This window comes from Pseudomonas sp. ok272 (assembly GCF_900109995.1).
Taxonomy (GTDB): domain Bacteria; phylum Pseudomonadota; class Gammaproteobacteria; order Pseudomonadales; family Pseudomonadaceae; genus Aquipseudomonas.
The window spans coordinates 1-19,952 of the sequence record NZ_FOCB01000013.1; the positions used below are offsets into that span (position 1 = coordinate 1).

The 19,952-nt window shown below is 62.5% G+C and carries 17 protein-coding genes, 1 rRNA gene and 1 pseudogene; 10 read left to right on the plus strand and 9 right to left on the minus strand.

The window, feature by feature from the left end; translation table 11 throughout:
- Positions 1-173: 173 nt before the first annotated feature.
- The 4 genes from rrf to BMW74_RS18170 all read left to right on the plus strand — a co-directional run bounded on the left by rrf (position 174) and on the right by BMW74_RS18170 (position 4,009).
- Positions 174-289 (plus strand): 5S ribosomal RNA (rrf, locus tag BMW74_RS18155).
- Positions 290-437: 148 nt separating this feature from the next.
- Positions 438-1,097 (plus strand): paraquat-inducible protein A, encoded by a 660-nt coding sequence (locus BMW74_RS18160; RefSeq protein WP_093424648.1) that lies wholly within the window; start codon positions 438-440, stop codon positions 1,095-1,097.
- On the plus strand, positions 1,084-1,707 hold the full coding sequence (locus BMW74_RS18165; protein ID WP_093424651.1) for a paraquat-inducible protein A: 624 nt from the start codon (positions 1,084-1,086) through the stop codon (positions 1,705-1,707). The genes BMW74_RS18160 and BMW74_RS18165 overlap by 14 nt, the downstream gene beginning before the upstream one ends.
- Positions 1,700-4,009: a PqiB family protein gene (locus tag BMW74_RS18170; protein ID WP_093424654.1), complete on the plus strand. Its 2,310-nt coding sequence runs from the start codon at positions 1,700-1,702 to the stop codon at positions 4,007-4,009. Before BMW74_RS18165 ends, BMW74_RS18170 begins: the two co-directional genes overlap by 8 nt.
- A 193-nt stretch (positions 4,010-4,202) precedes the next feature.
- Here BMW74_RS18170 and mksF read toward each other — a convergent pair whose 3' ends face one another.
- Genes mksF through mksB form a run of 3 tightly spaced genes read right to left on the minus strand, consistent with a single transcriptional unit; the run spans position 4,203 to position 9,008 of the window.
- A complete protein-coding gene (gene mksF / locus BMW74_RS18175; RefSeq protein ID WP_093424657.1) occupies positions 4,203-7,043 on the minus strand; it encodes an Mks condensin complex protein MksF in 2,841 nt (946 codons plus the stop codon).
- Complete coding sequence (gene mksE, locus BMW74_RS18180; protein ID WP_093424660.1) at positions 7,040-7,741, minus strand: Mks condensin complex protein MksE; 702 nt, start codon at positions 7,739-7,741, stop codon at positions 7,040-7,042. Before mksE ends, mksF begins: the two co-directional genes overlap by 4 nt.
- Positions 7,731-9,008 (minus strand): Mks condensin complex protein MksB, encoded by a 1,278-nt coding sequence (gene mksB, locus BMW74_RS18185; protein WP_175479255.1) that lies wholly within the window; start codon positions 9,006-9,008, stop codon positions 7,731-7,733. Before mksB ends, mksE begins: the two co-directional genes overlap by 11 nt.
- A gap of 218 nt (positions 9,009-9,226) precedes the next feature.
- Here mksB and BMW74_RS18190 point away from each other — a divergent pair, with 218 nt between their 5' ends.
- The 3 genes from BMW74_RS18190 (at position 9,227) to can (ending at position 11,166) form a co-directional block, all read left to right on the plus strand.
- A complete protein-coding gene (locus BMW74_RS18190) occupies positions 9,227-9,979 on the plus strand; it encodes an energy transducer TonB (RefSeq protein ID WP_093424666.1) in 753 nt (250 codons plus the stop codon).
- Positions 9,972-10,424: a ribosomal protein S18-alanine N-acetyltransferase gene (gene rimI, locus BMW74_RS18195; RefSeq protein WP_093424669.1), complete on the plus strand. Its 453-nt coding sequence runs from the start codon at positions 9,972-9,974 to the stop codon at positions 10,422-10,424. The genes BMW74_RS18190 and rimI overlap by 8 nt, the downstream gene beginning before the upstream one ends.
- 97 nt (positions 10,425-10,521) lie before the next feature.
- Positions 10,522-11,166, plus strand: coding sequence for a carbonate dehydratase (gene can / locus BMW74_RS18200; protein WP_093424671.1), 645 nt, complete (start codon positions 10,522-10,524; stop codon positions 11,164-11,166).
- Positions 11,167-11,234: 68 nt separating this feature from the next.
- Here the strand turns inward: can and BMW74_RS18205 are convergent, their stop codons facing one another.
- Positions 11,235-11,759, minus strand: a complete 525-nt coding sequence (locus BMW74_RS18205) for an SET domain-containing protein (RefSeq protein ID WP_093424674.1) — start codon at positions 11,757-11,759, stop codon at positions 11,235-11,237.
- 287 nt (positions 11,760-12,046) lie between these two features.
- Here BMW74_RS18205 and BMW74_RS18210 point away from each other — a divergent pair, with 287 nt between their 5' ends.
- Positions 12,047-13,363 (plus strand): MFS transporter, encoded by a 1,317-nt coding sequence (locus BMW74_RS18210; protein ID WP_093424676.1) that lies wholly within the window; start codon positions 12,047-12,049, stop codon positions 13,361-13,363.
- Positions 13,364-13,369: 6 nt separating this feature from the next.
- Here BMW74_RS18210 and BMW74_RS18215 read toward each other — a convergent pair whose 3' ends face one another.
- Positions 13,370-13,855 (minus strand): RidA family protein, encoded by a 486-nt coding sequence (locus BMW74_RS18215; RefSeq protein WP_093424679.1) that lies wholly within the window; start codon positions 13,853-13,855, stop codon positions 13,370-13,372.
- Positions 13,856-14,053: 198 nt separating this feature from the next.
- Between BMW74_RS18215 and BMW74_RS25630 the strand changes: the two genes are divergently transcribed.
- Positions 14,054-15,370, plus strand: coding sequence for a methyl-accepting chemotaxis protein (locus BMW74_RS25630; protein ID WP_093424682.1), 1,317 nt, complete (start codon positions 14,054-14,056; stop codon positions 15,368-15,370).
- 39 nt (positions 15,371-15,409) lie between these two features.
- Here BMW74_RS25630 and BMW74_RS18225 read toward each other — a convergent pair.
- The 4 genes and pseudogenes from BMW74_RS18225 to ggt form a co-directional block, all read right to left on the minus strand.
- Positions 15,410-15,773: pseudogene (locus tag BMW74_RS18225) on the minus strand (AraC family ligand binding domain-containing protein); the annotation flags it as partial.
- Between the two features lie 119 nt (positions 15,774-15,892).
- Positions 15,893-16,264 carry a helix-turn-helix domain-containing protein gene (locus BMW74_RS18230; protein WP_093424685.1) on the minus strand — a complete coding sequence of 124 codons (372 nt, stop codon included), beginning with the start codon at positions 16,262-16,264 and terminating at the stop codon, positions 15,893-15,895.
- Positions 16,265-16,267: 3 nt separating this feature from the next.
- A complete protein-coding gene (locus tag BMW74_RS18235; protein ID WP_093424688.1) occupies positions 16,268-16,570 on the minus strand; it encodes a type II toxin-antitoxin system HigB family toxin in 303 nt (100 codons plus the stop codon).
- Positions 16,571-16,774: 204 nt separating this feature from the next.
- Positions 16,775-18,613, minus strand: a complete 1,839-nt coding sequence (ggt, locus tag BMW74_RS18240) for a gamma-glutamyltransferase (RefSeq protein WP_256562608.1) — start codon at positions 18,611-18,613, stop codon at positions 16,775-16,777.
- A 176-nt stretch (positions 18,614-18,789) separates the two neighbouring features.
- Here ggt and BMW74_RS18245 point away from each other — a divergent pair, with 176 nt between their 5' ends.
- On the plus strand, positions 18,790-19,893 hold the full coding sequence (locus BMW74_RS18245; protein ID WP_093424693.1) for a DUF2817 domain-containing protein: 1,104 nt from the start codon (positions 18,790-18,792) through the stop codon (positions 19,891-19,893).
- Positions 19,894-19,952: the final 59 nt, after the last annotated feature.

Sequence of the window (19,952 nt, forward strand, 5' to 3'; positions counted from 1 at the left end):
CATATAACACCCAAGCAATTTGCATGCTCCAAGCTGAAAAGCGAAAGAGACCAGATTGCGGTGTGTGAAGACGAAACGAACCGAAAGTTCGAGATCTTGCAAAACACCGAAATCTATCACGTACCCAATTTGCTGAAGCGCGGCCAGCTGGCCACGATTCGGTACCCGAATTTCTTGACGACCATAGAGCATTGGAACCACCTGATCCCATCCCGAACTCAGCAGTGAAACGATGCATCGCCGATGGTAGTGTGGGGTTTCCCCATGTGAGAGTAGGTCATCGTCAAGATTAAATTCCGAAACCCCAATTGCGAAAGCAGTTGGGGTTTTGTTTTTGCCTGCGAAAAAGTTGATTCCGTATTCAGGACAAATTTGCACAGTTATTTTTGAGCCAGAACACTAGAATAGGCGGCTCATTTTTAGAACCCGAGCCCTTTATGCCAGATCCGGTTGACGCCCCTGGGCTGTCAGATTTACCGCTGGAAGACTTGGTGGCCTGCCATGAGTGCGACTTGCTGATGCGCAAGCCACAACTTGCCCATGGTGATAAAGCCGTCTGCCTGCGCTGCGGCTACGAACTCTATGCCCACCGGCACAATGTGGTAGAGCGTAGCCTGGCACTTGTGATCGCAGCGCTGCTGCTGTACGTCCCCGCGAACTTTCTACCCATCATGCAACTCAATTTACTCGGGCAGTCCTCCCAGGACACGGTATGGACGGGGGTTGTGGGTCTGTTCGATACCGGCATGCAGGGCGTAGCGGTGGTGGTGTTCCTGTGCAGCATGGGGATTCCACTGCTCAAGCTGCTCTGTCAGCTATTGGTTTTGCTCAGTGTTCGTTTTGATATCGGCCGCAGTTACGGCTTGCTGCTCTACCGCATTTATCACCACCTTCGTGACTGGGGGATGCTGGAGGTCTATTTGATGGGGGTGCTGGTGGCCATGGTCAAACTGGCTGATCTGGCATCGATCACCGTGGGTCTGGGCCTGGTGTGTTTTGTCAGTTTGTTATTGGTTCAGGTTTGGCTTGAAGTGGTGATGTCGCCGCATCAGATCTGGGAAGCACTGTCGGGAGAAGACCTTCATGCGGGCGATTGATGCAGGCGTTCTGATTTGTGCTGAATGCCACCAGTTGAACAAGCAACAACCGGACACCGACGAGCAGATCTGTACCCGCTGCGGCGCGCAGGTTCATGCACGCCGACCCAATAGCCTGGTGCGAACCTGGGCGTTGCTGATTACGGCAGCGATCTTGTACATCCCCGCCAACGTGTTGCCGATCATGACCGTCAGCGCCCTGGGACAGGGTGAAGGGGACACGATCATGTCCGGCGTCATCACCCTGATGCAGCACGGGATGTTTCCCATCGCTGCCGTGGTGTTTGTCGCCAGTATCCTGGTGCCGACCTTCAAGTTGGTCGGCATTGCGCTGTTGTTATTTTCGGTACAACGCCGCCAGCCCTTATCCGCGCAGCAACGCATCGTGATGTATCGGTTCATCGAGTTCATTGGCCGTTGGTCAATGCTCGATATTTTTGTCATCGCCATTCTGGTGGCGGTGGTGAGCTTTGGGCGACTGGCCACTATCGAAGCCAATCTCGGCGCGGTGGCCTTTGCCAGTGTGGTGATTTTGACAATGCTTGCCGCAGTAACTTTTGATCCCCGACTGATTTGGGATAACACGGAGTCGGACGACGACCATGACTGATTTGCCTACAGCTAAAACTCGACCGGCTTCAAACTGGTCGGCCATCTGGGTCTTGCCCCTCATCGCCTTGGTGATCGGTGGCTGGCTAGGCTGGCGTGCGTATAACGAAACCGGGATACAGGTCCAGGTTCGCTTCGAAAGCGGCGAAGGGATTCAGGCCAACAAGACCGAAGTCGTTTACAAAGGCATGTCGGTGGGCAAGGTGAAAAGCCTGGCCCTGGATGAAGAAGGCGCTACTCGCGGGGTCATTGCCACCATCGAGATGAACAAAGACGTCGAGCAGTACCTGCGCAAGAGCACACGCTTCTGGCTGGTCAAACCGAGCGTCACCCTCGCGGGGATCACTGGCCTGGAAACCCTGGTTTCGGGCAACTATGTCGCGATTAGCCCGGGTGAGGGCGAACCCTCACGCAAGTTCAAGGCCCTGGCCGAGGAACCGCCGCTGTCTGACGCCAAGCCGGGCCTGCACCTGACCATCAAGGCCGATCGTCTTGGCTCCCTGAACCGCGGAAGCCCGGTGTTCTACAAGCAGATCCAGGTCGGTGAGGTGAAAAGCTACCTGCTGTCCGAGGACCAGAGTACGGTCGAGGTCAAAGTGTTCATTGAGCCCATGTACGCCAATCTGGTGCGTAAACACACGCGCTTCTGGAACGCGAGCGGGGTCAGCATCGATGCCAGCCTGTCAGGAGTGAAGATTCGCAGCGAGTCGTTGGCCAGCATCGTCGCGGGCGGCATTGCCTTTGCCACGCCGGAGAACCGCAAAGACAGCCCGCCAACCGATCCGAGCCTGCCGTTCCGTCTCTATGAGGATTTCGATGCGGCCCAGGCCGGGATCCGGATCAAGGTCAAGCTCGGCGATTTCGAAGGCCTGCAAGCCGGTCGTACACCGGTCATGTACAAAGGGATTCAGGTCGGCAACCTCAAGGCGCTCAAGGTCGACGCTGATCTGTCCAGCGCCACCGCCGAGTTGACGCTCGACCCATTGGCCGAGGATTACCTGGTCGAAGGGACGCAGTTCTGGGTGGTCAAACCGTCGATTTCCCTGGCGGGTATCACGGGCTTGGAGGCGTTGGTCAAAGGTAACTACATTGCCGTGCGACCTGGCGATAAAGGCGCGGCGCCAAAGCGTGAGTTCGAGGCGCGGCCCAAGGCCCCGCCACTCGACCTGCGCTCGCCGGGCCTGCACCTGGTGCTGTTTACCGAGAACCTCGGTTCGCTGGAAGTCGGCAGCCCGATCCTCTACAAGCAGGTCAAGGTCGGCTCGGTGCAGAGCTACCAGTTCTCGCGGACCAAAAAACAGCTGGTGATCGGCGTCCACATCGAGAAAGAGTACGAAGGCCTGGTCAACGCCTCGACGCGCTTCTGGAACGCCAGCGGGATTACCCTGACGGGTGGCCTGACAGGCGGTATCCAGGTCAAGAGTGAGTCCCTGCAAAGCCTGATGGCGGGCGGCATTGCCTTCGAAACCCCGGAAGCCAAGGCCCCGTTGCAGAAGCGCATCCCCCGTTTCCGCCTGTTCGCCGATCATGATGAGGCGACGCAGAAAGGCGTGGTGGTGACCATCAAGCTCGACCGCGCCGACGGCCTGCGCAGCGGCACGCCGATTCGTTACAAGGGATTGGATGTGGGCAAGGTCGAAGATGTCGACCTCAGCGATGACTTGCAGTCCGTGCTGCTCACAGCGCGCATCACTGAAGTGCCGGAACGCATTGCGCGGGTCGGCAGCCAGTTCTGGGTGGTCAAGCCAGAGCTGGGCCTGATGAAGACGTCTAACCTGGAAACCCTGGTGACCGGGCAATACCTCGAAGTCCTGCCCGCGTCGAAGAACCTCGGGCAGCAGAAAAACTTCGTCGCCGTGCCTCAACCTCCCGAGGCAAGCGTCCAGGAACCCGGCTTGAGTCTGGTGTTGAGTGCCGCGCGCCGTGGCTCGTTGAAGACCGGCGTGCCGGTCACCTATCGCGAGATCACCGTGGGCAAGGTGACGGGCTATGAACTGGGGCAGACAGCCGACCGGGTCCTGGTGCACATCCTGATCGAACCCAAGTACGCGCCGCTGGTGCGCAGCGGCACGCGGTTCTGGAACAGCAGTGGCTTTGGCGTGGACTTCGGTCTGTTCAAGGGCGCGACGGTGCGCACTGAGTCGCTGGAAACCCTGATCCAGGGCGGGATCGCCTTCGCCACCCCGGACGGCGAGCGCATGGGCAATCCAGCCCGGCCCGAGCAGACCTTCCCGTTGTTCGACAAGTTCGAGGATGAGTGGCTGACCTGGGCGCCGAAGATTCCACTCGGCAAGGGCCAGTAGCGGCGCTTTCGCGAGCAGGCTCGCTCCCACAGGGGACCGGAATGGTCCATTCATGTGGGAGCTTGCTCGCAAAGCGCACCGAATGACCCATTCATGTGGGAGCGAGCCTGCTCGCGAAGAGGACCGAGCGTCCACAAAAAAGGCCGCGATCCCATCGGATCGCGGCCTTTTCGTTGGTGCTGTTTACCACCGGTCAGACTGCATCCAGCTCCGGCTCGTCCGCATGCGCGGTGACGCTCGGCTTCACTTCATCGTGACGGCGAATGTACTTCCAGTCCGCCTCGTCGATGTAGATGCCATTCGGCCCGCTGCCACCTTCCAGGTCGATGGCGACACTGGCGCAGACCTGCGGCTTCACACTGGCCAGGATCGGCACGAAGCCCAACTGCAAGCTGGTCTCCAGCAGCGCGGCCTGGTTCTTTTCATCGATGTCGGCCGCTTCGTCGAGGTAGTACGGCAAGCGCACGCGCCCGGCCTGGTCGCGGTCCATCAAGTGCAGCAACAAGTACATGTTGGTCAGCGCCTTGATGGTCATGGTGGTGCCGTTGGAGGCGGCGCCGTCGATGTCGGTGTGGATCACCGGTTGGCCATTGACCTTGGTGATCTCGAACGCCAGTTCGAACAAGTCCTTGAGGCCGAGCTGGTTGTGGTTGGCCGCCACCAGCCGTGCCAGGTATTCCTTGGCTTCTTCGTTCTTGTTGTCCTGATCGGCGCTTTGGCTGAGGTCGAAGACCGAGAGCGTTTCGCCCTCTTCGTACTGGCCGGCACTGTGGATGATCTGGTCGATGTGCTTGAGGGCTTCCTTGTTCGGCGCGAGGACGATGCGGAAGCTTTGCAGGTTGGACACCTGGCGCTTGTTGATCTCGCGGTTGAACAGGGCCAGTTGGTGCTCAAGGCTGTCGTAGTCGCTGCGGATGTTGCGCAGGGTCCGGGCGATGTCAGTGACCGCCGCACGGCGCGCCTTGCCCAGGGTCAGGGCCTCGTCGGTACGGTGCGCATAGGCGTTGATCAGCAGTTGCAGGCGGCGCTCCATGTCGTCTTCGCTGTCGAACTTGGCCACGCCCTTGAGGCGGACCTGGGCATACAGCGCTTCGATCTGACCGTCTGAGCGCAGCAAGCCCTGCCAGCTGTCCTGGTAGTCGTTGAGCAGCGGCAGCAGGTTGTCCATCGAGTCGTCGACCGGGTCCATGAAGGGCGTGCCGAACGGCAGGTCGGTCGGCAACAGCTGGCGGCGGCGCAGCGCGTCATCGAGGGTACGTTGCTTGGCTTCCATGTCGGCGATCTGCCGGCCGACCAGTTGCAGCTTGGCCGACAGTTGCTGGACGCGCTCGGTGAAGGCGTCGCTGGAGCGTTTCAACTCGTCTTGCGCGGCTTCCATCTGTGCCAGTTGTTCGAGCTTGTCGTCTTCTTCGGCGCTCAGGGTTTGTGCACGGCGGAAGTCTTCCAGGGCTTTTTGCGCGTCCAGCACCTGCTGGTACAACGCTTCGGTCTGGGTTTTGCTCGCGGCGCGGTCGGCGACGACGGCGGCCTGGGTCTTGAGTTGCTTGAGCTCTTTGTCCAGGCGCTCTTTCTGATCGCGCAACGCGGCGCGGTCCGCCAGGGCTTGCAGGGCCGGCGGCTCGATGTGCGAGATGTCGATGGACAGGCCCGGCACTTCGAAGCGCTCGCCCTTGAAGCCATCGAGAATCAGCTCCAGGGATTTGACCCACTGGCCGTCTTCATCCAGGGCAATCCCGTGCTCGCCCAGCGGCAGGCTGAACAGCGCGCTGTTGAACAGGCGCATCAGGCGCTCGACGTCCTGTTGCGAAAACTCTTCGCGCAGGCGGGCGTAGCTGTTGTTGTCGGCGTGATCGAGTTGTTGCTTGACCGACTTGAGACGCTTTTCCAGGTCCCGCAGACGCTCTTCAAGGTCTTCGGCGCTGAATTGCCGGGACTGGGCCAGGGCGCCGGCCAGTTCGTCGTGGGCATCCTTGGCAGCCAGCAGTTGCTGCTCCAGAACCTTGACGTCGTCGATCAGGGCGAAGCGATGCTTGAGCACCGCCAACTCGCCAAGCCAGCGCTGCACGCCACTGATCTCACGCTCCAGGCGCATCAGCTCCTGGGTGCCGCCGCGCTGGTCGTTCTGCAGGGCGTCCTGTTCGTTGCGGTAGTGCTCGGCCTGGATCGTCAGTTCTTCCTTGCGCGCTCCGGCGTAGTCCGACCAGGTGCCCAGCAGGGAGTCGAGCAGGGGGGAGAGGCGATGCAGTTTGCCGCGCAGGATATTGCGTTGGCTGACGCCAGCCGCCAGTGCTTCGACCAACGGGCCGGCAATCACCAGCGAGTTGTAGTCCTGTTCCATGCGGCGCACGTCGCGGAAGGCTTCTTCGCACGCGGCAATGTAATCGACGCTGCCGGAACGCAGGCTGTGCTCGAACGCATCGAGGAACAGTTGCTTGAGTTTGGCGGCGGTGATTTCGCGCATGTGCAGCAGGTTGATGAACAGGGCGCGGAAGGTCTTGAGGCTCTGCTCGCTGGTGGAGCGCAGCGGGATCAGCGTCAGGTCCAGGGGAATCGAGGTGTGACCGCCGACCAGCAGGCGGCGCAGTTCATCGGGCTTGAGCTCGTAGGCTTTCAAGCCTTCGCGCTCCAGGTTGCTGAACAGTTCTTTCTGGCGCAGGCAGGTGTCGTTCTTCTGGTAGTGGGCCAGGTCCAGCTTGCCGGCGTAGGCGAAGAACTGGTGACCGAAACCACCGCCCGGACCGCGTCCGACCACGCCAATCACGTGGGGGCCGTGGGGCAGCGCGACTTCCACCAGGATGTAGCTGGTGTCGGAGGCGAAGTAGAAGCGTCGCGATTGCTCCAGGCTGTACTTGCCGAAGCTCATGTCCGACATGCGCGCCAGGATCGGGAACTGCAGGGCGTTGATCGAGGCGGACTTGCCGAGGTTGTTCGCGCCGTAGACCGACAGCGGTTCCTCCAGCGGGAACAGGCCGAGGCTGTAGCCGGCGGTGTTCAAAAGGGCAAAGCGGCGAATGCCGTAGCGTTCCTTGCTCATGCGTCGGTCTCCTGTTCTTCGGCAATGGCGCGGGCCAGGGCGTCTTCTTCGCTTTCTTGCGTGAAGTCGCTGAGGTCCAGCGGGTCATCGGTGTGCAGCAGTTTTTCGTCGCTGTCGTCGTCGATCAGCACCGGGACCGGCAGAGGCAGCACGCTGTGCAGGCTGGCCGCCAGGTCGCGGTCCTGCTGCACCGACAGGCATACGTCGAGGAAACGGTGCATCGGCGGCAGGAAGCGGTAGATGCCGTTCTCTTCGGCGGCGAAGCCGAGCTGGGTCATGCGGCGCATGATCTTCTCCTCCAGCTCCTCAACGGTTTGCACTTCGGCCTGGATGAACAGGTCGCGGTACTTCTCCAGCAGCGAAGGCAGTTCATCACGGCCGAGGCTGCCGCCGTCGAGCACGGCCACCGGGTCGCGACCCTGGTCGGCCAGGTGCTCGACCAGGATGAAGGTGAACAGCGCCAGGCGCTGGGCGGTCTTGTTCACGGCCGCGGCGGCCAGGTCCGGCACGAAGTAATAAAAGCCGCGGGTGTCGCAGACCAGCTCAAAGCCCAGGGCCTTGAACAGCGTGCGGTACTGGTCCTGGAAGTTCGACAACTGCGCATACAGCTCAGGATCGCGACGGCTGACGTGGTAGCCCTTGAACAGTTCGCGAAAGATCGGCGCCAATTGGGACAGTTCGGATAGATCAAGATGCATGGGGAGTGCTCGCGGAATTCTCGGTGGCCTCGGTGCCGGCCGAGAGCAGGGCGAAGGAGCGCAGGCTGACCTGGTGCTCGTGGGTATGGTAGTCGCGACGCGCCAGGCGCTCGCGGGTGAAGCGTTTTTCCCGCGACAGGCGCGAGAACCAGTACAGCAATTCGTCGGTCGCGCCGTCCGGCTCCTGCTCCAGCAGCCAGGTCATCAGGTCTGGCATCGGCAAGGCATCTTCGCAGCGTTCGAGCATCTCCCGAACGGTACGCGGGGCACGCGGGGCCTCGCCCTTCTGGGTCTTGTGGGCCTTGGGGAAGCGCGCCGGCTTGGGCTCGAAGCGCGCCAGGGCGTAGACGTACGCCTCGACCTGGCTGGCGCTGCCGAGGAAGGTGCTTTGCGGGCGGGTGAACATCGGCATCGCGGCCTGGGGCACGGCGTCGATGCCCTTGCGTCGAATCATCGACAGGGCCAGCGCCGCGCCACGGGTCACGGCGTTGTGCCGGCGCGCTTCTTCACGCAGCGGCAACAGCAGTTCGCGGGCGTGACGCAGGGTCAATTGGGCGCTGGTCTGCATTTCGAGGATGCGGGCGTGGGTGCGCAGCAGCATATCGTCGTCGACCAGGTGGCCGAGGCGCTGCTGCTCGCTGAGCATACGCAGCAGCACGTTCTCGACCTTGCGCACGCCTTGCTCGAAGGCCCCGTCGGCGTTCACCAACTGGATCATCGGCTCGACATACTCGTCCCAGGTCGCCAGCACTTCGGCGTAGCGCTGGCGCAGCGGGATCTGCCGGTCGCTGGTCTTGGCCCGTTCGGCGACGGCCACCAGGGCCTGTTCGTCGTTGGCGAGTTTCTTCAGGACATCGCGTACACGCATATCGAGCAGACGCAGTTGCCGTGCCAGGTCGTGGCCATCGCGAATGTCGAAGGCGTCCTGGATGTAGCCGGCCAGCCGCTCCAGGTGGCGCAGGTAGGCTTCGATTTCCAGGCACAGGCCCAGGCGATGCTCACGGCGCAGGTAGGCGAGGAAGTCGTGGATCTGCGCGTTCAGTTCAAAGCGGTTCGGGCTTTTGGCCACGGGTACCAGAATGTCGAGGCGGATCCACACGTCCAGCAGGCTGGTGATGTCCTGTGGCGTGCTGTCCAGTTGCTGGGCGGCCAGTTGCGAGCGCAGTTCGTTGAGGCTCAGGGTGCCTTGGTCGAAATGCTCACACAGTGGCTCCAGAAGTGCCCAGTGTTCGGCGAGGGCGCGCAAGACGCGCTTGGGTTCGATCATTGGATTGGCCGGCTGGTTGGCGATTAAAAGCAGCGATTGTACTGCATCGGGCGTGATCGGAATCCCCCCTCGCCGGATCGATGGGACGGACAGTCATGATTCTATCGATCAACAGCGGGCGATCTTGGGCGAAGGGCGGTAGAATCCCTGCACTTTAGTTATCCACAAGTGGCCGACCTTTGCTTATCGAGTCCCGTCGCCGCGCCTATTTGACCGCCATGCAGGTGGTCAATTGGCTGCCGCGCACCGAATTGCCCTTTGCCGCCCCGTCGCGGCCCGAACGGCTGGAGATGCTCGTGCCGTTGGTCGCCGAGCCTGCGGTGCCGGCCGCTGCCCCGGCGGCCAGTGCCCCGGCGGTCGTCGAGCCGCTCGCGACGCCAGCGGCGCGGGTGAAGGTCGAGGTGCCACGGCCCTCGCTGGCCAGTACGCGGACGAACGCCAAGGTCGAGCCAGACGTCACCCCAGCGGTGGCCAAGGCCCCGGTCGTACCGCCGCCGCGCTTTGCCCTGCAATTGCTGCGTGCCGGTCGTTGCCTGCTGCTGGTGGAGTTACCCACAGGCGGGGCGTTCCAGACGCGTGATCCCGCCTACCTGTTGCTCAAGGACATGTTGCGCGCCGCCGGCCTGCCAGACAGCCCGCAAATCGTCGGTGAGCCGGTGCGTTGGCCACTGCTGACACGCGGCACGATGGATCAAGGCCCGGAAGCGGCCCGGGACTTTGTCCAGGGCTTCGTGTCGGCACGCCTGGAAGATGAACCCTGTGTCTGCCTGTGGTTGATCGGCCTGCCAGCGGTACGTTTTGCCGGTGAGGCGGATGCCCAAGCCTACAACCGTGAACTCCAGGTCGAAGGCCTGGGGTCAGTCTGGGCGCTGCCTGGCCTGGAGTTATTAATGGAAGAGCCACAGCGTAAGGCTGATGTCTGGCAAGCCATGCGTCGGCTGATGGCGCGCTGGAAAGAATCGAATGAGTGACGCTGTATCGTTCCGCCCCATGACCGAAGCGGACCTGGAGGCTGTACTCAAGATCGAATACGCGGCGTTCAGCCATCCCTGGACCCGTGGGATTTTTCTCGATGGCCTGGGCAAGTACCAGATCTGGCTGATGTTCGAAGGCCAGCAACAGGTGGGCCACGGCGTGGTGCAGATCATCCTCGATGAGGCGCACCTGCTGAACATCACGGTCAAGCCCGAAAATCAGGGGCGTGGCTTGGGCCTGACCTTGCTCGAATACCTGATGTCGATTGCCTACAAGGCCGAGGCACGGGAGTGCTTCCTGGAAGTGCGCGACAGCAACCGCGCGGCGTTTCGCCTGTATGAGCGCTATGGTTTTAATGAGGTAGGCCGGCGCCGCGATTACTACCCGGCCGTGGGTGGGCGCGAAGATGCGGTGGTCATGGCCTGTACCCTGGTGGATTGATCCCGCCGGGGCCCGTTGCTAAATGCTCCCACGACGTGACCTCGACGGACGGTCGCCTGTCATACCTGCGCATCATTCCTGCTTGAGGTTTCAGACCATGAACGAACTACAAGACCTGATTGATAACAACGAGCGCTGGGCAGATGCGATTACCCAGGAAGACCCGGACTTCTTCGCCAAGCTGGCGCGCCAGCAGACGCCGGAGTACTTGTGGATCGGCTGCTCCGACGCCCGGGTCCCGGCCAACGAGATCGTGGGCATGCTGCCCGGTGACCTGTTCGTGCACCGTAACGTGGCCAACGTGGTGCTGCACACCGATCTCAACTGCCTGTCAGTGATCCAGTACGCGGTGGACGTGCTCAAGGTCAAGCACATCCTGGTCACCGGCCACTACGGTTGCGGTGGCGTGCGTGCCTCGATGCAGGACCGCCAGTTGGGGCTGATCGACGGCTGGTTGCGCTCGATTCGCGACCTGTACTACGAAAACCGCGAAGTCCTGGGCCTGTTGCCCACCGAAGAAGAGCGGGTCGACCGCTTGTGTGAGTTGAACGTGATCCAGCAAGTGGCCAACGTCGGCCACACCAGCATCGTGCAAAATGCCTGGCACCGTGGGCAGAGCCTGTCGATCCATGGCTGCATCTACGGCATCAAGGACGGTCGCTGGAAGAGCCTCAACGCCACCATCAGCGGATTCGAGCAACTGCCGCCGCAGTATCGCTTGCGCCCGGTTGGCGCACTCTAAAGCCCGCGTCCCGCCGAAGAAGAACACCCGTGGCGAGCGAGCTTGCTCGCCACTGGCAGCATTACTCTTCAGTCGAGGCTGTGCCTGCGCCAGCGTTGCAGGTACGCCAGGCCCTCGGCGTTTGGCGACTCATCGTAGCCGGTGATCCAACCCCGGCACTGGGGCGAACCGCACTGGCAGGCAAACTGGCGCAGCAGCCGGTCTTCCGTGGTGGTGTAGTCCATGCTCAGTGCGCAGCCCGGGCGAATGTCTTGCAGCGACCATAGCCACAGCTCACTCATGTCCAGAAAGACGCTGGGGTCACAAGAGTGCGGCAGCAACCCACAAAAGAACGGGTCGTACATGTGAATGCCCGGCAAGAGCTGCACGGTATGGCGCTGCCGTTCGTGGGTCAGTTGCCCGGACACTCGACAGAGCCTGCTGATGCGCAGGGCGTGGCGCCTGGCGATGATGGCCGCTGCCGCGTCATCCTGGGCTTGGACCAGACGGAAATTTCTGGCGCTGGGGTAGCCTTCGCGCACGCTGAGTATCGGACTGGGGTAAATACCCTTGCCGGGTGGTGCCTGCAGTGGGTGTTTGGGATGGCTTTTCATCACGATCCTGTCGACCTTTTTCGCTGCTCGCTTGGGGGGAGACTACCCCGTCAGCCTTACAACCCGTGGCCTGGAGCAAAGCGTCTCGTAAATTAAACGAAGTGTCTACTGTCAGATCTGACAGGTGGAAAGGACGCCCAGGCAGGGCAAGTGCTTCCTTCACCTAAATGGCCGGCGAACTGGCCGGGGCTATTGAAGGGGGGACTTTGGCCTGACGGGTTGTTCAAGGGCGCGTTTGCGTAGACCATGTGCGGCGTGATGCCTACGTCTATTCCAGAGCCAGATTTATGACTGCCACCCCTGACACTCGACCCATGCCATTCTCCCGGTCCGACTACAAGACCCTGGGCCTGGCAGCGCTCGGCGGGGCGCTGGAAATCTACGACTTCATCATCTTCGTATTTTTCGCCCTGACCTTGAGCCAGTTGTTCTTCCCGCCCGATATGCCCGAGTGGCTGCGGCTGCTGCAGAGCTTCGGGATCTTCGTCACCGGCTACCTGGCCCGGCCACTGGGCGGGATCCTGATGGCGCACTTCGCCGACCGACTGGGGCGCAAGAAGGTGTTCAGCTTGAGCATCCTGATGATGGCGCTGCCGTGCCTGCTGATCGGGATCATGCCGACCTACGCCCAGATCGGCTATTTCGCACCACTGCTGTTGCTGGTGCTGCGGGTGTTTCAAGGCGCGGCGGTGGGCGGTGAAGTGCCCAGTGCCTGGGTGTTCGTGGCCGAGCACGCACCGGCCGGTCATCGCGGCTACGCCCTGGGCTTCCTGCAGGCCGGGCTGACGTTCGGCTACCTGATCGGTGCCTTGACCGCGACCTTGCTGGCGCAGGCGTTCACCCCGGAGCAAATCCTCGACTACGCCTGGCGCTACCCGTTCCTGCTGGGGGGCGTATTCGGCGTGATTGGCGTGTGGTTGCGCCGCTGGCTCAATGAGACCCCGGTGTTCATGGCCATGCAGGCCAGCCGCGAGCAGCACGACGAACTGCCGCTGCGCACCGTGCTGCGCGAGCATCGCCTGGCGATGTGGCCGGCAGTGATCCTCACCTGCGTGCTGACCTCGGCGGTGGTGACCTTCGTCGTCATCACCCCCACCATGATGCAGAAAACCTTCGGCATGACGGCCAGCCACACCTTCGCCCTGAGCAGCCTGGGCATTGTGTTCCTGAACATCGGTTGTGTGATCGCCGGGTTGATCGTCGACCGCATCGGTGCCTGGCGCACGGTGATGCTGTATAGCCTGCTGCTGCCGCTGGGGATTGGCGTGCTCTACACCAGCCTGGTGGGCGGCGGGCTGTGGGTGGGTGCGGCCTACGCGATTGCCGGTCTGTGTTGCGGCGTCGTGGGGGCGGTGCCATCGGTGATGGTCAGCTTGTTCCCGGCGCGGATTCGCGTCTCGGGGATCTCGTTCACCTACAACATTGCCTACGCCATCTGGGCAAGTATCACGCCGCTGCTGTTGATTGGCCTGATGCCGTGGAGCCCCTGGATCTGCGTGATGTTCAGCGCAGTGATGGGCGCGGTGGGCATTGGTGCGGCGCTGTACTTCGGTTCGCGCCTGCCGCAGGTCGGCCAGCCGGCTGGCACGACCTGTTATCCCTGAAGGGCATCACCTGCCAGGCTTGAGCGCGACGATCATGTCGACCTCGACGGCGGCGCCCTTGGGGAGCTGGAACACACCTACCGAGGTGCGCGTATGCCGGCCCGCGTCGGCAAAGATGGCATAGAGCACGGCGGATGCGCCATCGGCGACTTCACTCTGTTGGCTGAATTCGGCATCGCTGCGCACATAGACATTGATGCGCAGCACGCTGTCGATGCACTCAAGATCACCGAGCATCTGCGCCAGGATGGCCAGGGCGCGCATCGTGCAGATCTTCGCCGCGTGCTGGCCTTGCTCCAGCGAGACCTCGGCGCCGACCCGGCCGACCACCATCACCGTATTGTCAATCCGTGGGATCTGCCCGCTGACATACACCTGGTTGCCGTTGCGCACGGCCGGCACATAGTTGCCGCCGATGCGTAGCTCGCCGTCGAAGCGATGGCCCAGGTGACGGGCGACATCGTCGAACAGGGCCTGGCGCGATTGATCCATGGGTGACTCTCCGGGTGGGCGATTGGACTGCGCCGACTATAGCGCGATGACGGCGAGTTCAAACTGTCGGCGGCCGGACAAGGTGTGCTCAGCGATCAGGTTTTTTGTAGGACAAATCCCAAAAGGCGCTTCAGAAATATCTCGAAATGCCGATGGCTAGGCTTGACGCTCCCACTCTGCCCATCGGTGTACCCCCCCATGTTCAACAAACGTTTGAAGCAGGAGCTGTCGGCTCTTCGCGAGGAACTCTCCACCCTGCAACAAGTGAAGGACAGCCTGGAAAGCGAGATGCTCGTGCTCACCCTGGACACAGACGGACGAGTGCAGTGGATCAACCACAACTTTGCCCAGGAAATGCTCTACAAGGAGCACGAGCTGGACGGTCGCCTGCTCGAAGAGCTGGTCCCGACGCACGTTAAAAACGATGAGTTCTACCTGCGCTTCAAGCAATCGCTGGCCCGGGGCGAGCATTTTGCCGGTGCCGTGCGCTTGCTGCGGGGCAACGGCGAGGAGGCGTGGTTGCGCTCGATCTCCCAGCCAGTGCGCGGCCCGGACGGCAAGGTCAAGCACGTGTCGATCTACTCCAGTGACCTGACTCGCACCATCGCGACCTCCCGTGAGCATGAAGACCTGATCGGCGCGTTGATCCGCTCGACCGCGGTGATCGAGTTCGACCTTGGCGGGCACGTGCTGACGGCCAATGATCGCTTCCTCAACGGCATGGGTTACAGCCTGGCGCAGATCAAGGGCAAACATCACCGGATGTTCTGCGATCCGCAGGCGTACAACAGCCCGGAGTACCCGGCGTTCTGGCAGCGCTTGAATGCCGGCGAATTTGTTGCCGAGCGCTTCAAGCGTGTCGACAGCCACGGTCGGACGGTCTGGCTCGAAGCCTCCTACAACCCCGTGCGCGATGCCAACGAAAAGCTCTACAAGGTGGTGAAGTTCGCCACCGTCATCACCGACCAGGTCAATCAGGAGCAAGCCGTCGCGCAAGCGGCGAACATTGCCTATAGCACCTCGTTGCAGACCGACAGTAGCGCGCAACGCGGTACCGCCGTGGTCACCCAGGCGGTGGACGTGATGCGTGAACTGGCCAAGCACATGCAACAGGCCGGCGAAGGCATCGAGGCGCTGAACGAGCAGTCGCTGGTCATCGGCTCCATCGTCAAGACCATCAGCAGCATTGCCGAGCAAACCAACTTGCTGGCGCTCAACGCCGCCATCGAAGCGGCCCGTGCCGGTGAACAGGGCCGGGGGTTTGCCGTGGTGGCGGACGAGGTCAGGCAGTTGGCCTCGCGGACCAGCAAGGCCACCGAAGAGATCGTTGGCGTGGTGCGCAAGAACCAGGACCTGGCGCGCGACGCCGTGGTGCTGATGACCGATGGCAAGCTCCAGGCCGAGCAAGGGCTGGCGCTGGCGGCCGAGGCGGGCACGGTGATTGTCGAGATCCAGGACGGCGCGCAGAAGGTCGTCAACGCGGTGGGGCAGTTCGCCAACCAGCTGTCGACGTGATGTGAGTGACCGCTACCTGCGCCTGGCGGGCGGTGCATGTTCAGTGGTGGCGAACAAGCGTGGATCGGTGGAGATCCCATGCTTGATGAAGGACAGCGGCTGGCCGCCGAGCATTTGCTGGATCAGCGCCGGTTCCACGTAGAGACTTGAAACCTTCCTCGGTGCCGGCCTCGCCATCGTGGGCTTCATCCGGGTGCAGCACCATGGTCCTGCCGGGCAGGTTGTGTTGCCAGCCACCGCGATACTGGAAGCTTTGTACACCGGTCAGCGTACGGCCAATGGCGTAGGTGTCGTGGCGGTGAAGCTCATAGGCATGTCCCGAGAAAAACGCCTCGATACGCTCCACCCCGTCCGTTTTCGGGGTGCGGTGAAGCCAGTTGGTAGGGGGCTTGGGCTTGCTCATGAAAAGTCTGCATGGCAGGGGCGACGATGGCGACACGGTGACGCAGCGGTGGGCGGGCTGTCAGCCGCCAAGGCGGATCATGGCGTGGTGCTGGCCGGATGCGGGCGCTAGGGTCGTGTTTAATGGCTGCGCATGGGTTTGATCAGGCTTTGTGCCGGAATCCCGAACAGCTCATGGAGCTTCCAGATCATGGGCAGCGTGAGTGCCCGTTTGCCATTGAGTACCTCATACACCCTGTTTGTCCGGCCAATGGCGGGTGCCAGGTCTGCGGCCGATAGCCCCGACTGCTCCATGCGGAACTTGATCGCATCAATGGGGTTGGGCAAATCGACGGGGAATTGCTTGGCTTCGTAGGCCTGGATGAGGGTAATCATGACGTCGAAATAGTCACCCTCAGGCGTTCCAGGCTCGGGTGGGTTATCAAACAGTGCAGAGACGTCCTTGAGAGCCGCACGGTAGTCCTGTTCGGTATGGATCGGACGAATATTCATGGGTTACTCCATTTCAACGATATCGGCATCGATAGCGTCGCACTGCGTATGGGTGCCGACAAACTTTATGTAGATGGCGGCGAAGCGATAGGCCACGCAGACGACCAGCCGATAGTCGTTGCCCTTGATGTTGAACACGACCCTGGACCCCTTGAGGATGCTGGCGCTGCGAAAGTGCGCCTTGATATCGGCTGGCGTTGTCCAGTTCGCGTGCTTCGCTTCGTCGATCCAGGCCAGTAGCGGCTGCTGGGAGTCGGGGAATCTCTCCCAAAACCCTTTCAGATGACTCATCGCGATGATTCTCATGGCGTGATCCTAGTCCCGTGGTGGGACTGTTGCAAGGCTATGAAGGGGTGAGGCGACAGGCTGGCGTGCTGAACGCTCAGGAGCTTACGTCCTGGCCAGGTCGATGGCTGTCAGTGGCAGGCTGAGTGAGGAAGGTGATTTAGCGCCCGAGCTTATAAAAAAGGGCCTACCCCTGGGTAAGCCCTTTCTTGTGCGCGCTGTCGCTCAATCCCCCAGCGCCGCACCCTCTCTTCGTGGATCGGCACCACCGGCCCAGGCGGCTCTGCCTTGAGCATCACGCACCCGGACGATGGCCTGGGTGCCGCTGGTCATGTCGATCTCGTTGACCACGTGGCCCTTGTCCTTGAGGGCCTGGATCAGCATCGGGCTGAACTGGCCTTGCTCCAGTTCAGTCGGGCCGTTGCGGCTGCCGAAGTTGGGCAGGCTGATCGCGGCTTGCGGGTCGAGGTTCCAATCGAGCATGCCGACCACCGACTTGGCCACGTACTCGATGATCTGCGAACCGCCGGGAGAGCCCACCGTGGCCAGCAGTTCACCACTGTCGCGGTCGAAGATCAGGGTCGGGGCCATGGACGAGCGTGGGCGCTTGCCGGGCTCGACGCGGTTGGCCACCGGCTGGCCGTTTTCTTCGGGGATGAAGGAGAAGTCGGTCATCTGGTTGTTGAGCATGAAGCCCTGGACCATCAGGTGCGAGCCGAAGGCGGCTTCCACGGTGGTGGTCATCGACACCGCACCACCCAGGTCATCCACGGCCACCACGTGTGAGGTGGAGATGCGCAGCGGTGAGCGATCCGGTGCGTAGGCCACCTGGATGCCCGGCGGTGTGCCCGGCTTGGCGCTGCCCATGCTGCGTTCGCCAATCAGCGTCGCGCGACTGGCCAGGTAGGCGGGGGAGACCAGGCCTTCGACCGGGACCGGCACGAAGTCCGCGTCAGCCACGTACAACGCCCGGTCGGCGTAGGCCAGGCGCTCGGCCTCGCTGATCAGGTGCACCGCCTCGGGCGCAGGCTCCATGCCGGCGGGTTTATCGGTCTTGAGCGGCTTGAGGGCCGCCAGGCTCCAGCGCGAGTCGCGGGCTTGCAGGGCCTGCAAGGTGCCGAGGATCTGCGCCACGGCAATCCCGCCCGAGGACGGCGGCGGCATACCGCACACCTGCCAGCGCTGGTAATCGGTGCACAGCGGCGCACGCTCCTTGGCGCGATAGCCCTTGAGGTCATTGAGGGACAGGCTGCCAGGGTTGGCGTTGCCCTGGACCTTGGCCACGATCTCCTGGGCAATCGGGCCCTGATACAGCGCGTCGGGGCCTTCGGCGGCAATGCGTTTGAGGACATTGGCCAGCGCCGGATTCTTCAGTTGCGTGCCCACTGCCTTCGGACTGCCATCGGTGTTGAGGAAGTACGCGGCCATCTCGGGGGCGCGTGGCAGGAACGGATCGGCGGCGATCATCGTGTGCAGGCGCGGCGAGATCGCAAAGCCTTTTTCCGCCAGCGCGATGGCCGGCTCGAACAGCTTGGCCCACGGCAGGCGGCCATGTTGCTGATGGGCCAGTTCCAGGGCGCGCAACACCCCGGGGGTGCCGACCGAGCGTCCGCCGATCTGGGCTTGGGGGAAGGGCATGGGTTTGCCATCCGCTTGCAGGAACAAGCGTTCAGTGGCGCCGGCCGGAGCGGTTTCGCGACCGTCGTAGGTGCGCACGGCCTTGCCGTCCCACAACACGATCAGCGCACCGCCACCGATCCCCGAGGATTGTGGCTCGACCAGGGTCAACACGGCTTGCATGGCGATGGCCGCGTCGATGGCCGAACCACCCTGGCGCAGCATCTCCCGCCCGGTCGCCGCAGCCAGCGGGTTGGCGGCCGCCGCCATGTGCTTGCTGGCGTATTGGGTGTGCAGGTCCGTGCGATAGCCGGAAGCGACTTCCGGGGCGACCGGTAACGGGCTGCTGGTCGGTGCAGTGAGCGAGCCATTGCAGGCGGCGAGGGTCAGGGCGACGGCGATCAACGACAGGGCGCAGCGGCGAGAGTGACTAAAGGCTGGAAACACGTGGCGACTCCGTCCGTTGGCTAAAGAATTGGGCGACTGTATCGGCGTGAAGAATCCACGGCAATGCGGTTGTGCGGCGGCTGACGTAGCGAGCGGGCGTTTTTCCTTCATCAATCCATATATTTTCTGTAGGGTCGAGGGCATGCGAGCTACGCCAAAAACAACAAGAGGCTGACATGCACACTGAGTTCCCAGACCTGCCCAGCTACCGTGGGTTGCGTGAGTTGTTCCTCGCGGCGGCGACCGACGCCGGTGCCCACTTGACCGAGTACCCGCACCCACTCAAGGGGCCGTTTGGCGAGGCGCTGGCCACCGACGTGGCCGTGCTCGGCAACCCCGGCGCCAAGCGTGTCCTGGTGGCCCTGAGCGGAACCCACGGGGTCGAAGGGTTCTACGGTTCGCAATGCCAGACCCAGTGGCTCAAGGAACTGGCCAGGCGCCCGTTGCCCGATGACGTGGCGGTGGTGATGATCCACCTGATCAACCCCTGGGGGACCGCGTGGATGCGTCGGGTCAACGAAGACAACATCGACCTGAACCGCAACCACCTGGACTTCGATGCACCGTTGCCGGACAACCGGGCCTACGCCGCGCTGCACGACATCTACGCCTTTACCGAGCTGCGGGGGCCACAGCGTGAGCGTGCCGATGCCATGCTCGCCGCGCAGTTGCGCGAACAGGGCTGGCCGGCGGTGATGTCGATCGTCGAGGGCGGCCAGCACAGCCATCCCGATGGGCTGTTCTATGGCGGGCTGGCGCCGAGCTGGTCGAATCGCACCCTGCACCAGATCATCACGGCTCATCTGGCCCACGCTGACGTCGCCCTGTGCTTCGACCTGCATACCGGTGCCGGCGAGTACGGCCATCCGATGTTGCTGACCGTGACCCAGGCCGTCTACCCGGCGCTGGATCAGGCGCAGGCGCTGTATGGCCCATGGCTCTATCCGATCCAGACCGGCGCGCAGGTACTGAGTGACACCGGGATTGCGGCAACGGCCACCGGCTATACCTCGCAAGCGTTGCTCGAGGCATTGCCCCACACGCGGGTGATGCCGTTCGTGATCGAGTGCGGCACCTATCCGGGCGCAGTGGTGCATGAACATCTACGTGATGATCATTGGCTGCACCTGCACGGCAACCCCGGCAGCGAAGAGGGGCGGGCCATCAAGTTGGGCCTGCTGGAACAGTTTTACCCCGCCGACCCGGACTGGCAGGAGATGGTCTGGGTGCGCACCCGGCAGATCTGGGAAAAGGCCCTGTCGGCGCTACCGGATGTTTGAGTGACCAGCGCTACGCTCGAGGCGGGCTTCTTGAGGTGATTCATAGACGGCTGTAGGCA

Excerpts from the sequence above, each read along its gene's own strand:
- BMW74_RS18160 (WP_093424648.1), top strand. The coding sequence starts at position 438 with ATGCCAGATCCGGTTGACGCCCCTGGGCTGTCAGATTTACCGCTGGAA.
- BMW74_RS18165 (WP_093424651.1), top strand. The coding sequence starts at position 1,084 with ATGCGGGCGATTGATGCAGGCGTTCTGATTTGTGCTGAATGCCACCAG.
- BMW74_RS18170 (WP_093424654.1), top strand. The coding sequence starts at position 1,700 with ATGACTGATTTGCCTACAGCTAAAACTCGACCGGCTTCAAACTGGTCG.
- mksF (WP_093424657.1), bottom strand. The coding sequence starts at position 7,043 with ATGAGCAAGGAACGCTACGGCATTCGCCGCTTTGCCCTTTTGAACACC.
- mksE (WP_093424660.1), bottom strand. The coding sequence starts at position 7,741 with ATGCATCTTGATCTATCCGAACTGTCCCAATTGGCGCCGATCTTTCGC.
- mksB (WP_175479255.1), bottom strand. The coding sequence starts at position 9,008 with ATGATCGAACCCAAGCGCGTCTTGCGCGCCCTCGCCGAACACTGGGCA.
- BMW74_RS18190 (WP_093424666.1), top strand. The coding sequence starts at position 9,227 with ATGCAGGTGGTCAATTGGCTGCCGCGCACCGAATTGCCCTTTGCCGCC.
- rimI (WP_093424669.1), top strand. The coding sequence starts at position 9,972 with ATGAGTGACGCTGTATCGTTCCGCCCCATGACCGAAGCGGACCTGGAG.
- can (WP_093424671.1), top strand. The coding sequence starts at position 10,522 with ATGAACGAACTACAAGACCTGATTGATAACAACGAGCGCTGGGCAGAT.
- BMW74_RS18205 (WP_093424674.1), bottom strand. The coding sequence starts at position 11,759 with ATGAAAAGCCATCCCAAACACCCACTGCAGGCACCACCCGGCAAGGGT.
- BMW74_RS18210 (WP_093424676.1), top strand. The coding sequence starts at position 12,047 with ATGACTGCCACCCCTGACACTCGACCCATGCCATTCTCCCGGTCCGAC.
- BMW74_RS18215 (WP_093424679.1), bottom strand. The coding sequence starts at position 13,855 with ATGGATCAATCGCGCCAGGCCCTGTTCGACGATGTCGCCCGTCACCTG.
- BMW74_RS25630 (WP_093424682.1), top strand. The coding sequence starts at position 14,054 with ATGTTCAACAAACGTTTGAAGCAGGAGCTGTCGGCTCTTCGCGAGGAA.
- BMW74_RS18230 (WP_093424685.1), bottom strand. The coding sequence starts at position 16,264 with ATGAATATTCGTCCGATCCATACCGAACAGGACTACCGTGCGGCTCTC.
- BMW74_RS18235 (WP_093424688.1), bottom strand. The coding sequence starts at position 16,570 with ATGAGAATCATCGCGATGAGTCATCTGAAAGGGTTTTGGGAGAGATTC.
- BMW74_RS18245 (WP_093424693.1), top strand. The coding sequence starts at position 18,790 with ATGCACACTGAGTTCCCAGACCTGCCCAGCTACCGTGGGTTGCGTGAG.